At 70.9% G+C, this 15,237-nt stretch carries 14 protein-coding genes; 12 read left to right on the top strand and 2 right to left on the bottom strand.

Annotated features, from left to right (window positions below; genetic code table 11):
- Nucleotides 1-34: 34 nt before the first annotated feature.
- Nucleotides 35-910: a fumarylacetoacetate hydrolase family protein gene (locus ACYVKF_RS07705; protein WP_460965987.1), complete on the bottom strand. Its 876-nt coding sequence runs from the start codon at nucleotides 908-910 to the stop codon at nucleotides 35-37.
- Nucleotides 911-1,035: 125 nt separating this feature from the next.
- Here ACYVKF_RS07705 and ACYVKF_RS07700 point away from each other — a divergent pair, with 125 nt between their 5' ends.
- Nucleotides 1,036-1,467 carry a RidA family protein gene (locus ACYVKF_RS07700; protein WP_056917293.1) on the top strand — a complete coding sequence of 144 codons (432 nt, stop codon included), beginning with the start codon at nucleotides 1,036-1,038 and terminating at the stop codon, nucleotides 1,465-1,467.
- Here ACYVKF_RS07700 and ACYVKF_RS07695 read toward each other — a convergent pair.
- A complete protein-coding gene (locus ACYVKF_RS07695; protein WP_056915758.1) occupies nucleotides 1,433-2,290 on the bottom strand; it encodes a PaaX family transcriptional regulator in 858 nt (285 codons plus the stop codon). The two genes, ACYVKF_RS07700 and ACYVKF_RS07695, sit on opposite strands and share 35 nt — an antisense overlap.
- 153 nt (nucleotides 2,291-2,443) lie before the next feature.
- Between ACYVKF_RS07695 and ACYVKF_RS07690 the strand changes: the two genes are divergently transcribed.
- From ACYVKF_RS07690 to gcl, 11 genes are all read left to right on the top strand, one after another.
- On the top strand, nucleotides 2,444-3,934 hold the full coding sequence (locus tag ACYVKF_RS07690; protein ID WP_082580670.1) for an NAD-dependent malic enzyme: 1,491 nt from the start codon (nucleotides 2,444-2,446) through the stop codon (nucleotides 3,932-3,934).
- Nucleotides 3,931-5,184: a DUF6986 family protein gene (locus ACYVKF_RS07685; protein ID WP_460965984.1), complete on the top strand. Its 1,254-nt coding sequence runs from the start codon at nucleotides 3,931-3,933 to the stop codon at nucleotides 5,182-5,184. The genes ACYVKF_RS07690 and ACYVKF_RS07685 overlap by 4 nt, the downstream gene beginning before the upstream one ends.
- A gap of 151 nt (nucleotides 5,185-5,335) precedes the next feature.
- Nucleotides 5,336-5,845 carry a helix-turn-helix domain-containing protein gene (locus tag ACYVKF_RS07680; protein WP_056915756.1) on the top strand — a complete coding sequence of 170 codons (510 nt, stop codon included), beginning with the start codon at nucleotides 5,336-5,338 and terminating at the stop codon, nucleotides 5,843-5,845.
- Nucleotides 5,846-6,127: 282 nt separating this feature from the next.
- The gene (gene pucL, locus ACYVKF_RS07675; protein ID WP_056915755.1) at nucleotides 6,128-7,057 is read left to right on the top strand and encodes a factor-independent urate hydroxylase; all 930 of its coding nucleotides are present in this window, start codon (nucleotides 6,128-6,130) and stop codon (nucleotides 7,055-7,057) included.
- A gap of 22 nt (nucleotides 7,058-7,079) precedes the next feature.
- Nucleotides 7,080-8,462, top strand: coding sequence for a nucleobase:cation symporter-2 family protein (locus ACYVKF_RS07670; protein ID WP_460965981.1), 1,383 nt, complete (start codon nucleotides 7,080-7,082; stop codon nucleotides 8,460-8,462).
- A 120-nt stretch (nucleotides 8,463-8,582) separates the two neighbouring features.
- Nucleotides 8,583-10,517: a 2-oxo-4-hydroxy-4-carboxy-5-ureidoimidazoline decarboxylase gene (gene uraD / locus ACYVKF_RS07665; protein ID WP_056920310.1), complete on the top strand. Its 1,935-nt coding sequence runs from the start codon at nucleotides 8,583-8,585 to the stop codon at nucleotides 10,515-10,517.
- Nucleotides 10,514-11,020, top strand: coding sequence for a 2-oxo-4-hydroxy-4-carboxy-5-ureidoimidazoline decarboxylase (gene uraD, locus ACYVKF_RS07660; RefSeq protein WP_200956870.1), 507 nt, complete (start codon nucleotides 10,514-10,516; stop codon nucleotides 11,018-11,020). The genes uraD (ACYVKF_RS07665) and uraD (ACYVKF_RS07660) overlap by 4 nt, the downstream gene beginning before the upstream one ends.
- On the top strand, nucleotides 11,020-11,346 hold the full coding sequence (gene uraH / locus ACYVKF_RS07655; protein WP_460965978.1) for a hydroxyisourate hydrolase: 327 nt from the start codon (nucleotides 11,020-11,022) through the stop codon (nucleotides 11,344-11,346). Before uraD (ACYVKF_RS07660) ends, uraH begins: the two co-directional genes overlap by 1 nt.
- A 140-nt stretch (nucleotides 11,347-11,486) precedes the next feature.
- The gene (locus tag ACYVKF_RS07650) at nucleotides 11,487-12,323 is read left to right on the top strand and encodes a hydroxypyruvate isomerase family protein (protein ID WP_460965976.1); all 837 of its coding nucleotides are present in this window, start codon (nucleotides 11,487-11,489) and stop codon (nucleotides 12,321-12,323) included.
- Between the two features lie 82 nt (nucleotides 12,324-12,405).
- Entirely contained in the window at nucleotides 12,406-13,335 is a 930-nt protein-coding gene (locus tag ACYVKF_RS07645) for a 2-hydroxy-3-oxopropionate reductase (protein WP_460966908.1), read from the top strand.
- Between the two features lie 118 nt (nucleotides 13,336-13,453).
- Nucleotides 13,454-15,232 carry a glyoxylate carboligase gene (gene gcl, locus ACYVKF_RS07640; protein WP_460965975.1) on the top strand — a complete coding sequence of 593 codons (1,779 nt, stop codon included), beginning with the start codon at nucleotides 13,454-13,456 and terminating at the stop codon, nucleotides 15,230-15,232.
- Nucleotides 15,233-15,237 lie beyond the last annotated feature (5 nt).

Raw genomic sequence — 15,237 nt, 5'->3', positions numbered from 1 at the left:
TGGTGCGGCAGTCGGGCGGTCGGGTGCGTCGGGGTCAGGCGGTGCGAGCGGGGAGTCGGATGACGTTGCGCAACAAGCCGATCCGCTCGATCTCGGTCTCGAGGACGTCGCCGTCCGCCAGGAACCGCTTCGGGTCCCGGGCCACGCCGACGCCACCGGGGGTCCCGGTGAGGACGAGGTCGCCGGGACGCAGGGTGGTGAACGTCGAGATGTAGGCGAGCAGGTCGGCCGAGTCGAAGACGAGCGTCGCGGTGCTGGCGCGCTGGACCTCCTCACCGTTGACCCGGCACGTGATCGTGAGCCCGGCCACGGGGTCGACCTCGTCAGGGGTCACGACGACCGGACCCGTCGGGGTCGAGTCGTCCCACGCCTTGCCCTGGAACCACTGGAGGGTGCGGTACTGCCAGTCGCGCACGGACACGTCGTTGGCGACGGTCCAGCCGGCGATCGCCGCGGTGGCTGCCGCACGGTCCGCGTGGCGGATCGTCGCGCCGACGACCACGGCCAGCTCGGCCTCCCAGTCGACGTCCGTGCCGGCCGGCAGGGACACGTCGTCGGTCGGCCCGACGAGGCTGTCGGCGTACTTCACGAACAGGGTGGGGTGGCTCGGCAGCTCGCGGCCGGTCTCGCGGATGTGCTCGCCGTAGTTGAGCCCGCAGCAGATGACCTTGGCCGGCCGAGGGAGGGGAGCGACGGGCTCGGCACCCTCGAGCAGGTCGCCGAGCGGTGTCCCGGGACCGAGGGTGCCGCCGGCCGCGAGGAAGGCGGACAGGTCCGCGGTCGGTGAGCCCACGGCATACGCGTCGCCGTCCTCGGGGCGCGACGCCGGGGCGACCAGCGCGCGCCAGCCCTCGGTGGTGAGGGCGGCGGCACGGGTGCCGCCGTCGTGGGCGACGGTGCCGAACTTCATATAGCGAGATTTTCACGATCGTCGCCAAACGTCAATAGGTGGGCTACCCTCGGACCGGCACCCTGGACGCCGCCCTGTACGCCGCGCCGGGGTGGCCGACGACCACCCGCGACCCTGGAGGTTCGATGTCCGTCCACCCCTTGTCCCCGGTCCCCGTGAACCCGGCCTCGCTGCCGACGCCGAGCGGGTACTCCCACGGCACGCTGTCCGGCAACACGCTCCACCTCGGCGGACAGACGGCGCTCGACGCGGACATGAAGATCGTCCCCGGGGGGATCGTCGAGCAGTTCCGCCAGGCGTTCTCGAACGTCCTGACGACGCTCGCCGAGGCCGGCGGCGTCCCGGAGGACCTCGTGAGCATCACGATCTACCTCACCGACATCCCCGACTACCAGGCCCACGGCCGGGAGATCGGCCGAGCCTGGCGCGAGCTGGCCGGACCGGTCTACCCCGCGATGGCGGGCATCGGCACCACGGCGCTCTGGCAGCCGGAGGCCCTGATCGAGATCGTCGGCGTCGCGGTCATCCCGGACGAGCGGCTCCGGCCTGCGCGGTGACGAAGTCGTGGGCCGGCCCGGCGAGCATCCCGTGCAGCGCGAAGAACGTCTGCGCAGCGGTCGTGCCCGACCACGAGGCCGGCAGCAGGTCGGTGGGCAGGCCCGGGTCGAGGTAGGGCAGGCGGCGCCACGAGGTGAGCGCGCGGACGTAGTCGGAGAACGCCTCGCCGCCCGGCGGAACCCGGTGCTGCGCCTCCCAGTGCCGTCGCGCCGGCTCGTGGGCCTCGAGGAAGTCGGTGTACAGCTGCTCGAGCGCCTCGAGGTCCCACCACCGCGCGATCTTGGTGGCCGGGTCGCCGAACGCGAGGTACTCCGCCCGGAACAGGTCGACGTAGGGGTCGAGGCCGTCGCCGAGCAGCACCTCGCGGGCGTCGTCGGCGAGCCGACCGGGGGCGATCCACACTCCGGAGGACACGGTGCCGAATCCCAGCCAGGACAGCCGCGCCCGCAGCGCGTGCCGCTTCTGCCGCTCGGACTCGGGCACGGAGAAGACGACGACGACCCAGTCGCGCGTGTGCGCCTCGCGCTCGGCGAAGATGCGGCGGTCGCCCACCTCGAGGAGCTGGCGGGCGTACTCCGACAAGGCGTACCCGGCCGCGCCACCCCGGCGCTCGGCCTCGACGATCCCTCGCCGCTTGAGCCGGGACAGGGCCGAGCGCACGGCCTGCTCGTCGACCCCGGCTGCCGCCATGAGCCGGATCAGGGCGCTGACGCTGATCCAGCCGCCGAACTCGCGGACGTACAGACCGAGCACGGTGACGATGAGCGCACGCGGCGGGAGGGGGCCGCGTTCCGCACCCCCGTCGAGCTCGGTCGTTGTCACGAGGGGAATCTATCCGGCCGGGGCAGGGTGGGGTGCGTGCCGCCCCGGCGCGGAGGCAGCCGGTGGACGGTCCTTGTCGTCACCGCGGGGCACGCCCTAGTCTTCCGTAGGACAAAAAGATAAATCCGTATCGTGGAAGATCGAGGTCGAGCCATGTCTGCACCGAGTCCGGGCTACTCCATCACCGTGCGCGCCGAGGCGCCTGCGGCCATCGACACGACCGGGACGCTGGCGGCTGCCGTCGCCGCCGCGGGCGGCGCGCTCACCGCGCTCGACGTCGTGGAGTCCCGGGGGCAGAGCCTCGTGGTCGACGTGACCTGCAACGCCTCGGACGCCGACCACGCCGACCGCATCACCGAGCAGATCGCGGCGGTGCCGGGCGTGACCGTGCGCAAGGTCAGCGACCGCACCTTCCTGCTCCACCTCGGCGGCAAGCTCGAGGTCAACCCCAAGGTGCCGCTCAAGCACCGCGACGACCTCTCGCGGGCCTACACGCCGGGCGTCGCCCGGGTCTGCCTCGCCATCGCGGCGAACCCCGAGGACGCCCGCCGGCTGACCATCAAGCGCAACACCGTGGCGGTGGTGACCGACGGTTCGGCGGTCCTCGGGCTCGGCAACATCGGACCCGCAGCAGCCCTGCCGGTCATGGAGGGCAAGGCGGCGCTGTTCAAGCAGTTCGCCGGCGTGGACGCCTGGCCGGTGTGCCTCGACACGCAGGACACCGAGGAGATCATCATGATCGTCAAGGCGATCGCCCCGGTCTACGGCGGTGTGAACCTCGAGGACATCTCGGCGCCGCGCTGCTTCGAGATCGAGCGCCGGCTGCGCGACGAGCTCGACATCCCCGTCTTCCACGACGACCAGCACGGCACCGCCATCGTCGTGATGGCTGCCCTCACCAATGCGCTGCGCGTCGTCGGCAAGTCGCTCACGGACGTCCGCATCGTCGTCTCCGGCGTGGGTGCGGCCGGTCACGCGATCATCCGGCTGCTGCACGCGCAAGGGGCCGAAGACATCGTCGGCTGCGACCGGAACGGTGCGCTGGACGCGTCCAGCGGGCACCGCGACGAGTTCCGCGGCTGGATCGCCGACAACACGAACCCCCGCGGTGTCGAGGGCCCGCTCAAGCAGGTGCTCGCCGGTGCCGACGTCTTCATCGGTGTCTCGGCCCCCGACCTCCTCGACGAGGACGACATCGCCACCATGAACGACGGCGCGATCGTGTTCGCCCTGTCCAACCCCGACCCCGAGGTGGACCCGGTCGCCGCGAGCCGGCACGCCGCGGTCGTCGCGACCGGTCGCTCCGACTACGCCAACCAGATCAACAACGTGCTCGCCTTCCCGGGGTTCTTCCGGGGCCTGCTCGACGCGGGGGTCAGCGACATCACCGACGCGATGATGATCGCCGCGGCCACGGCGATCGCCGACTGCGTCCACGCCGACGAGCTCAACGCGAGCTACATCGTCCCGAGCGTCTTCGACCCCGACGTGGCCCCCGCCGTGGCCGCGGCGGTGCGGCACGCGGCAGGGGCGCACGAGCGCCATACCGAACGCTCCTCCTCCCTGGCAGCGGGCCGGACCGCTGACCGCACCACCTCCGACGAGACCAGCTCTCCCGACACGCACGAGGACCCCGCCCGATGACCTTCGACGTCGCCCACCTCTCCGCCGAGCTCGACGCGCACCTGGCCGATGCCGACGACGCGCTCGCGTCCGGCTTCCCCGGGGAGCGCGCCAGCCGCCAGCCCGTCCACACCGTCTACGTCCCGGCCGACCGCTACGACGCCGGGCTCGTGAGCCGTTGGGGCAGTGAGGCGCTCGCCACCCTGGACGAGCACGGCGGTGACGACGCCGCGTATGCCGCCGTGCTGGGTCTGCCTGCCGGCCTGGCCGGCGAGGTGGTGCCCCGGGTCCGGGCCAAGCTGGCGAGCGAGCCCATCGAGGACCTGCGGGTCGACTTCGAGGACGGGTACGGCAACCGGTCGGACGAGCAGGAGGATGCGGCGGTCGACGCCGCGGCGGCGGCGCTCCGCTCGTCGCTCGCCGCCGGAGGTGCCGCACCGTTCCACGGCATCCGGTTCAAGAGCTTCGAGGCGCCCACGCGGGCCAGGGGGGTGCGGACGCTGGCGAGGTTCGTCGAGGCGGTGGCCGTCGACGGGCACCTGCCCGACGGGTTCGTCGTGACCCTGCCCAAGGTCACCTCGGTCGACCAGGTCGAGGCGATGGTCGTCGCCTGCTGCCGCCTCGAAGCAGGGTTGGGGCTGGAGTCCGGGGCGATCGGCTTCGAGATCCAGGTCGAGACCCCCCAGTCCATCCTCGGTCCCGACGGCACCGCGCTCGTCGCCCGGATGGTGCACGCCTCGGCCGGGCGCTGCACCGGACTGCACTACGGCACCTACGACTACAGCGCCTCCTGCGGCATCGCGGCGGCGTACCAGTCGATGGAGCACCCGGCGGCGGACCACGCCAAGGCGGTGATGCAGGTGGCCGCAGCCGGGACCGGCGTGCGTCTCTCCGACGGGTCGACGAACCTCCTGCCCGTCGGCGACCGGGACCGCGTGCACGCGGGGTGGGCGCTGCACGCCCGGCTCGTGCGGCGGTCGCTGGAGCGGGGTTACTACCAGGGCTGGGACCTGCACCCCGCCCAGCTCCCGAGCCGGTATGCCGCGACGTACGCCTTCTACCGCGAGGGTCTTCCTGCTGCCGCCGAGCGGCTGCGCAACTACGTGGGACAGGTCGACTCGGGGGTCATGGACGAGCCGGCCACCGCGCGGGCCCTGGCCGACTTCGTGCTGCGCGGGCTGGACTGCGGCGCCGTCGACGACGCCGAGGTGCTGGAGCTGACCGGCATCGACCGCGCCCGGATGGACGTCCTGGCCCGCCGCGCGAGGTAGCCGTCGCCCGCGCGACCGATCGGCGGAGACGAAGACGGACGGAGACCGGGACGGACCGGAGCCGTGGTCGGGATCGGGCCGGGACTGGCCGGGCTGGACCGGGGTCGAGACCGGGACGGGATCACGAACGGACCGCGGGTAGGTTGACCGCATGCGCGTCCGGGTGGAGTTCACGACCGAGCCGTTCCACGGTGAGGACGACCAGCTGCCGGCCCACGTCACCGTGTCGGCCGAGGCGCTGCGCGGGGCCGGCCTGACGCCCGACCTCGGGCCCCTCGGCACCTCCGTGGAGGGCGAGGCGGGGCTCGTCGTCGATGCCGTCGGCGCTGCCCTCAAGGAGGCGCTGTCGCACGGCGCGACGCGCGTCACCCTCACGGTGAGCGACCTCGACGCCGCGGTCGCACCGCCGGCCACCGGTGTCGCCACCGACCTGTCGGACGGCCTGGCCCGCCTCATCGCGGAGGTCGAGGCCCAGCTCGGCGGCAGCCTCTCCGGGCTGCCGCGGGCGCAGAAGCAGCACGCGGTGCGGTTGCTCGAGGAGCGCGGGGCGTTCGAGATGCGGCGGTCGGCCGAGACGGTCGCGGAGGCGCTCGGGCTGACCCGCTTCACCGTCTACAACTACCTCAACCGGATCCGCGAGACCGACGCCACCGGCGCCTGAACCCGCCGGCCCCGCCGAGCCACTGACGCACGGGCTCGGCTGGTGGACGTGCTCTGGCGCCGCGAGGAAATTCTCAACAAACTGTTGACGTTGGCGTGGCGCCGTCCTACAGTTCCACTATTCGCAACATTGTTTCCGCATCGTGGAAGCATCATCGGACGCCCACCCTGCGCCCGCGGCAGGACCGGCCACCACCCGCCGGTCACCGCTTGCACCTCCAGGCCCGCCGACCACCGGCCCGCCTGGCCCGTCACCGGCACCGCAGCCCCGGCAAGGAGCACCATGAGCTTCGTCCTCGGACCCAACCAGTACGGCAAGGCGGAGAACCGCGTCGTCCGCGTCTACCGCGACACCGCCCGCCACGAGATCCGTGACCTCAACGTCTCGACCGCCCTGCGCGGCGACTTCCGCGACGCGCACGAGACCGGCGACCAGGCCAACGTCCTGCCGACCGACACCCAGAAGAACACGGCCTTCGCCTTCGCCAAGGAGCACGGCGTCACCTCCCCGGAGGACTACGCCCTCACCCTCGGGGACCGCTTCCTCGCCGTGACACCGGCCGCCGACGCGAGCCGGGTCGAGGTCGAGGAGTACGCCTGGGACCGCATCGACGTAGGTGGCGCCGGGCACGACCACGCCTTCGTCAAGCGTGGCGGGGAGGTGCGCACCACGGTGGTGACGCGCCAGCGCGTACCGGACGGGACCGGGGCCGGCACGAAGGCGTGGGTGGTCTCCGGGGTCAAGGACCTCGTCGTCCTCAAGTCGACCGGCTCGGAGTTCAAGGGCTTCCTCAAGGACGAGTACACGACGCTGCAGGAGACCGACGACCGCATCCTGGCGACGTCGCTCGTCGCCCGCTGGCGCTACGAGGACGACGCCGTCGCCGGGGGCACCGACTGGAACAAGTCCTTCGACGACATCCGCCAGGTGATGCTCGAGACGTTCGCGACGACCTACAGCCGGGCGCTCCAGGAGAGCCTCTACGCCATGGGTTCCGCTGTGCTGGCCGCCCACCCCGAGGTCGCCGAGATCAAGTTCTCCGCCCCGAACAAGCACCACTTCCTCGTCGACCTGTCCCCGTTCGGGCTCGACAACCCCGGCGAGGTCTTCATCGCCGCGGACCGTCCCTACGGCCTCATCGAGGCCACCGTGCAGCGCGAGGACGGCAGCGACCCGGGCGACGCCTGGCTCACCGTCCCCGGCTTCTGCTGACCGGCCGGAACAGGAGGCCACCGTGTCAACGACGACACGTCCCGAGGACGAGCGGCTCAAGCTCGGCCCCACCTACGCCTACGGCGTCCAGCACATCCTCACGATGTACGGCGGCGTCATCGCCCCACCGCTGATCGTCGGGGGAGCGGCCGGGCTGTCAGGCCCCGAGATCGCCCTGCTCGTCTCGGCCGCACTGTTCGTCAGCGGGCTCGCGACCATCCTGCAGAGCGTGGGCATCCCGTTCTTCGGCTCGCAGCTGCCCCTCGTGCAGGGGATCTCGTTCGCGAGCGTCTCGACCATGACCGCGGTGGCGACCGGTGACGGCGGGCTGCCGGCGGTCTTCGGCTCGATCATCGTGGCCGGGCTCGTGGGGCTGGCGATCAGCCCGTTCTTCAGCCAGGTCGTGCGCTTCTTCCCACCGGTGGTCAACGGCACCATCATCACGGTCATCGGGCTGTCGCTCTTCCCCGTCGCGGTCCGCTGGGCCATGGGCGGCAACGACAAGGCCGCCGACTGGGGCTCGATGGGCAACATCGGCCTGGCTGCCTTCACGCTGCTCGTCATCCTGCTGCTCTCGCGCCTCGTGCAGGGACCCGTGAGCCGGCTGTCGATCCTGCTCGGGATCGTCGTGGGCACGGTGTTCGCGCTGCTCCTCGGCCGCGCCGACTTCTCCGGGGTCGGCACCGGGAGCTGGGTCGCCTTCCCGACTCCCTTCCACTTCGGTGCGCCCGTGTTCCAGGTCGGCGCGATCATCTCGATGACCATCGTCATCCTCGTGATCATGACCGAGACGACCGCCGACATCCTCGCGGTCGGCGAGATCGTCGGCACCAAGACCAGCCCGCGCCGGGTTGGGGACGGCCTGCGCGCCGACATGCTCGCCACCGCGATCGCCCCGGTCTTCAACAGCTTCCCTGCCAGCGCGTTCGCGCAGAACGTCGGCGTGGTCGCCATCACGGGGGTCCGCAGTCGCTGGGTGGTCACCGCCGGCGGTTCGGTCCTGGTCGCCCTGGGCCTGTTGCCGGTCCTCGGTCGCGTCGTGGCGGCCGTCCCCCAGCCCGTCCTCGGGGGTGCGGGCATCATCCTGTTCGGGTCGGTCGCCGCGAGCGGCATCCGCACCCTGTCCAAGGTCGACTACGACGGCAACCTCAACATCGTCCTAGTGGCCACGGCACTCGGCTTCGGCATCATCCCCATCGCGGTCCCGTCGTTCTACGACCGGTTCCCCGAGTGGTTCGCCACGATCTTCCACTCCGGCATCAGCGCGGCCAGCCTCGTCGCGGTGCTGCTCAACCTGTTCTTCAACGTCATGCGCGGCGGGGTCGGCCGATCGCCCTCCGTCGTGTCCGGCGCACCGCCCGTCATGGTCACCAAGGACCAGGCCCGAGCGCTGCGAGGGCGGTGACCCCGCCTCCGCACGCGCCATACCGACGACGTGCGTCACGCCAGCGGCACCCCGGTGCCGTCCACACCCTCTCCGCACACCTCCCGCTCTGCTCCTCCCGCGAACAGAAAGGTGCCTGTCATGAGCACAGCCACCGCTGAACCCCAGTCGTCCCAACGTTCCTCACGCCACCCGGTCGACGAGGTGCTGCCCGTCCCGAAGCTCGCGATCTACGGTTTCCAGCACGTCCTGGCGTTCTACGCAGGCGCGGTCATCGTGCCGATCCTGCTCGCGAACTCGATCGGCCTCAGCACCGCCGAGCTCATCCACCTCATCAACGCCGACCTGTTCACCTGCGGGATCGCCTCGATCATCCAGTCGGTGGGGTTCTGGAAGGTGGGGGTGCGCCTGCCGCTGCTGCAGGGCGTGACGTTCACGGCGGTCTCGCCGATGATCGCCATCGGCCTCGCCGCCGGTGGTGGGACCGACGGGCTGCTCGTCATCTACGGCGCCGTCATCGTCGCGGGGCTGTTCACGTTCCTCATCGCGCCGTACTTCAGCCGGCTCATCCGGTTCTTCCCACCGGTCGTGACCGGCTCGGTGATCACGATCATCGGCCTCGCGCTCCTGCCGGTCGCCGCAGCCGACGCCGCAGGTGGCGCCGGTCCGACGCTCGACCCGAGCAGCGGCCGCAACCTCGCCTACGCGCTCGGCACCCTGGCGCTGATCGTCGCGATCCAGCGGATCTTCAAGGGGTTCATGGCCACCGTCGCCGTCCTCATCGGACTGGTCGCCGGGACGCTCATCGCCTGGCTGCTCGGTGACGCCCACTTCGACAGCGTCTCCGGATCGGGCTGGATCGGGTTCACGACACCGTTCCACTTCGGGTGGCCCCGGTTCTCCGTCGCAGCGATCATCTCGATGGTCGTCGTCATGCTCATCACCGCGGTCGAGACGACCGGTGACGTGTTCGCGACCGGCGAGATCGTCGAGAAGCGGATCGGGCGCGAGGACATCGCCCGCGCCCTGCGCGCCGACGGCCTGGCCACGACCATCGGTGGTGTCTTCAACTCCTTCCCCTACACCTGCTTCGCGGAGAACGTCGGCCTCGTGCGGCTCACCCGCGTCAAGAGCCGGTACGTCGTGGCGACCGCCGGCCTGATCATGATCGTCATCGGGCTGATCCCGAAGGCTGGTGCGATCGTCGCCGGCATCCCACACCCGGTCCTCGGCGGTGCCGCCCTGGCGATGTTCGCGACGGTGGCGGTCGTCGGCTTCCAGACGCTGTCCCGCGTCGACTTCCACGACCACCGCAACGTCGTCATCGTCGCGACGAGCGTCGGCCTGGCGATGTACGTCACCGCGCAGCCCGATGTCGCCAAGGCGGTCCCCAGCTGGGCCCAGATCATCCTCGGCTCCGGCATCACCCTCGGGTCGATCACCGCCATCGTGCTGAACTTCCTGTTCCACCACGTGGGCTCGAGCCGTGGGCCGGCCGTCGCGGGCGCCCCGGGGCGCCTGGTCCGCCTCGCGCAGGTCAACGAGATGAGCCGTGAGCAGTTCGTCGACACCTTCGGAGGGCTCTTCCAGGGTCCCCGGTGGGCGGTCGAGCGTGCCTACGAGTCAAGGCCGTTCGCCGACACGACCGACCTGCGCCGAGCCTTCCAGGAGGCGCTCTACACCGCAGGTGAGGACGAGCAGCGCCTGCTCATCGACTCCTACCCCGACCTCGGTGCCGAGAGCGTCGCGGACGGACGGGAGGGGGAGGACTCGCTGCACGACCAGGCCTTCCTCGGTCTCACCCGCCTCGACGAGAAGTCCTACGGCGAGCTGTCCGAGCTCACCTCGCAGTACCGCGAGCGGTTCGGCTTCCCCCTGGTCACCTGTGTGCGCGACCGGGACTCCTTCGACCAGGTGCTGCGTTCCGGCTGGCAGCGGCTGGAGAACTCGCCCGCGCAGGAGCACGCCGCGGCGCTGGTCGAGGCTGCGAAGATCGCGGGGTACCGCTTCGACGACCTCGTCGCCGACGCCAACCCCATCCACTCCGCCCGCACCCGATTCGTGGAGAGCCAGTGAGCCAGTCCGTGAGCGTCGAGGACTTCAACGCGCTACCGCCCGATGAGGCGGGGGAGCGGCTGGCCGCGTGCCTGCCGGTGCCCCGCTGGGTGGACACCGTCCGGGACGGCCGCCCGTATGCCGCGTGGCCGGCCCTCGAGGAGACCGCTGCCGCCGCGGCGGCCCACCTCGACGACGGCGAGCTCGAGGCGGCCCTGGCCGGTCACCCCCGGATCGGGGAACGGGCGTCGAGCCCGGACCACCAGGCGGCGTTCAGCGCCAAGGAGCAGTCGGGCGTGGACCCTGCCGACGCGGAGGTGGCGCGCGAGCTCGCCGCCGGCAACGCGGCATACGAGGAGCGTTTCGACCGGGTGTTCCTCATCCGGGCGGCAGGGCGTTCAGCCCCCGAGATCCTCGCCGAGCTCCGGCGCCGCCTCGGGAACGACGACGACACCGAACGCGCCGAGACCGTGACCCAGCTGCGCGAGATCGCGCTGCTCCGACTGCGACAGGTGGTCTCCTGATGGGCACCCTCTCCACGCACGTGCTCGACACCAGCCTGGGCCGGCCCGCCGCCGGGATCGGGGTGGTCCTCGAGGGCGTCGACGGCACGGCCATCGGTGACGGCGTGACCGACGGGGACGGCCGGGTCGGCACCATCGGTCCGGAGCGCCTGGCTGCGGGCGACTACCGGCTGCGGTTCGCGTCGGGGGCGTACTTCGCCGCGCGAGACACCGAGGCGTTCTACCCCGAGGTGGTCGTGGTCTTCACCATCGCCGAGGAGGCCCAGCACTACCACGTGCCGGTGCTGCTCAACCCGTTCGGATACTCCACCTACCGGGGCAGCTGAGCCGAAGCCACGTCGGCGCGGATATATCTGCGCCGCGTGCTGGGACAGGGCGTCGGGGCTGTTGACCCGCCGTCCGGCTTTCTCCTAACCTCTCACTAATCGGAAAAAGAATTCCACGATACGAAAGTCAGAAGGACGTCATGACCGACCACGGACTGCGTTACCTCGTGAACTGCTCGATCCTCTTCGGCGAGCTGCCGCTCCTCGAGCGCCCCGCCGCGGCCAGGGCGGCAGGGTTCGGCGCCGTCGAGTTCTGGTGGCCGTGGCCGGACCAGCCCGTCCCCTCCGACCGCGACGTCGACGCCTTCGTCACCGCGGTCCAGGACGCAGGGGTCCAGCTCGTCGGCCTCAACTTCTTCGCCGGTGACCTCGCCGGCCCGGACTGCGGTGTGCTGTCGATCCCCGACCGGGCGCAGCAGTTCCGCGACAACGTGGACGTGACCGTCGGCATCGGTGAGCGCCTCGGCGCCTCGGCGTTCAACGCGCTCTTCGGCAACCGGGTCGACGGTGCCTCGGCGCAGGCGCAGGACGAGCTGGGGCGCGAGTCGATCGCCGCCGCGGCCAAGGCCGCCTCCGCCATCGGCGCCACCGTCCTCGTCGAGGCGGTCAGTGGCCCCAAGCCCTATCCGCTGCGCACCGCGGCCGACGCGGTCTCGGTGGTCCGGGACGTGCGCGCGACCGGCGCGGACAACGTGGCGTTCCTCCTCGACCTCTACCACCTGGCCGCGAACGGCGACGACCTCGACGCCGCCATCCGTGACCACGTCGACGTCACCGCGCACGTCCAGATCGCCGACGCCCCCGGCCGAGGCGAACCCGGCACGGGCGACCTCGACCTCCAGCGCCACCTCGGTGACCTCGCCACCCGCGGGTACGCCGGGTGGGTCGGCCTCGAGTACAAGCCCACCACCGCGACCACCCCGGAGAGCTTCGCCTGGCTGCCGCGCGAACGCCGCGCCGCCACGGCCACCGCCTGACCCCCCGCCTTCCCCCGCCCTTCCCCCGCCCTTCCCCGCCCTTCCCCGGATTGGGTGCCTGAACGGTCGGAAACCCGACCGCCTGAGCACCCAAAGCGGGTCAGAAACGACCAGCAAGGAGAACGACATGACCAGCATCGCCTTCATCGGACTCGGCATCATGGGCAGCCCGATGGCCGTCCACCTGCAGGAGGCCGGCCACGACGTCGTGGGCTACAACCTGCACCCCGACAAGACCCAGCCGCTCGTCGACGCCGGTGGCCGCGCCGCCGCCTCGATCGCCGAGGCGGTTGAGGACGTCGACGTGGTGGCCGTGATGGTCCCCGACAGCCCCGACGTGCAGGACGTCCTCGTCGGCGAGGGTGGCGTCTTCGACCACGCGAAGTCGGGGACGCTCGTCATCGACTTCTCGTCGATCCGTCCCGACGTGACCGCCGAGCTCGCGAAGGCGGCCAGGGACAAGGGTTTCCGGTTGCTGGATGCCCCGGTCTCCGGCGGTGAGGCCGGCGCGAAGAACGCCGCCCTGTCGATCATGGTCGGTGGCGACGGTGCCGACTTCGAGGAGGCCAAGCCGCTGTTCGACGTCGTCGGCAAGACCATCGTCCACGTCGGGGGCAACGGCGCGGGGCAGACGGTCAAGGCAGCGAACCAGCTCATCGTCGCGGCTAACATCCAGGCCCTGGCCGAGGCCGTGACCTTCCTCGACGCCTATGACGTCGACCTCGAGGCAGCCCTCGACGTGCTCGGCGGTGGCCTGGCCGGGTCGAAGGTGCTCGAGCAGAAGCGAGCCAACATGGCCAAGCACGACTTCACCCCGGGGTTCCGGATCGACCTGCACCACAAGGACATGGGCATCGTCACCTCGGCTGCCCGCGAGGCCGGGGTCGTCGTACCCCTCGGCTCGCTCGTCGCCCAGCTCATGGCCTCCGCCCGAGCCAACGGCGACGGTGGCCTCGACCACTCCGCGCTGCTGCGTGGCGTCGAGCGGCTCTCGGGCCGCCTCGCCGGCTGACCCAAGACCTCACCCCAGACCCGCGCCACCCGTTCGAGGTGTTCCCCCACCGGATCCCGGTAGCCGAACACCTCGACCGGGCGGCACCACCATTTCGCACAGACACTGGAGCACCACCATGGCACGCATGACTGCGGCCCAAGCGGCCGTCGAGATCCTCAAGCTGGAGGGGGTGACCAACGTCTTCGGCCTGCCCGGAGCGGCGATCAACCCGTTCTACAAGGCGATGGAGACCAATGGCGGCCTCCACCACACGCTCGCCCGGCACGTCGAGGGCGCCTCGCACATGGCCGAGGGCTACACCCGTGCGAAGGCCGGCAACATCGGTGTCTGCATCGGCACCAGCGGTCCGGCCGGCACCGACATGATCACCGGCCTCTACTCCGCGAGCGCCGACTCGATCCCGATCCTGTGCATCACCGGTCAGGCGCCGGTCTCCAAGCTGCACAAGGAGGACTTCCAGGCGGTCGACATCTCGTCCATCGCCAAGCCGCTGACCAAGATGGCTGTCACCGTCCTCGAGGCGGCCCAGGTGCCGGGGACGTTCCAGCAGGCGTTCCACCTCATGCGATCGGGCCGCCCCGGCCCCGTCCTCATCGACCTGCCGATCGACGTCCAGATGACCGAGATCGAGTTCGACGTCGAGACCTACGCACCACTGCCCGTCTACAAGCCGGCCGCGACCCGGGCCCAGGTGAGCAAGGCCCTCGACCTGCTCGAGGCGAGCACGAAGCCGCTCATCGTGTCCGGTGGTGGGGTCATCAACGCCGACGCCGCCGACCTGCTCGTCGAGCTCGCCGAGCTGACCGGCGTGCCCGTCGTCCCGACGCTGATGGGCTGGGGCACCATTCCCGACGACCACGAGCTCAACGCCGGCATGGTCGGTCTCCAGACCAGTCATCGCTACGGCAACGCCACGATGCTCGAGGCGGACTTCGTCCTCGGCATCGGCAACCGCTGGGCCAATCGCCACACCGGCGACCTCGAGACCTACACGAAGGGGCGCACGTTCGTCCACGTCGACATCGAGCCGACCCAGGTCGGGCGGGTCTTCGCGCCGGACTACAGCATCGTCAGCGACGCCAAGGCCGCTCTCGCGCTGTTCGTGGAGGTGGCACGGGAGCGTCGCGACGCCAACCTGCTGTCCGACCGCACCGAGTGGGCCGAGTCCTGCCGCCAGCGCAAGCGCTCGCTGTGGCGCAAGACGAACTTCGACGTCACGCCGATCAAGCCGCAGCGCGTCTACCAGGAGATGAACCGAGCCTTCGGCCGCGACGTCCGGTACGTCTCGACGATCGGCCTCTCGCAGATCCAGGCGGCCCAGCTGCTGCACGTCTACAAGGACCGGCACTGGATCAACGCCGGCCAGGCCGGACCGCTCGGCTGGACGGTCCCCGCCGCCCTGGGTGTCGCGACGGCGGTCCCCGACGAGACGGTGGTCGCACTGTCCGGCGACTACGACTTCCAGTTCATGATCGAGGAGCTGGCGGTCGGGGCGCAGTTCAACATCCCGTACATCCACGTCCTCGTGAACAACGCCTACCTCGGCCTCATCCGGCAGGCGCAGCGCGGGTTCGAGATGGACTACTGCGTCCAGCTGTCCTTCGACAACGTCAACGCCCCGGAGCTGAACGGCTACGGCGTCGACCACGTGAAGGTCGTCGAGGGCCTGGGCTGCAAGGCGATCCGCGTCTTCGAGCCAGACGAGATCGCCCCGGCGCTGGAGAAGGCCAAGGCGATGGCGCAGGAGTACCGCGTCCCCGTCGTCGTCGAGGTCATCCTCGAGCGCGTCACCAACGTCTCGATGGGCCAGAGCATCGCGAACGTCACCGAGTTCGAGGAGCTCGCCGACGGGGGAGCCGATGCCCCGACCGCCGTCTTCGCCAACCTGGACTGAGGCCT

Source organism: Pedococcus soli (assembly GCF_054782575.1).
The sequence above is the reverse complement of the archived record's forward strand: the minus strand, read 5'-3'. Positions and strand labels throughout refer to the sequence as shown.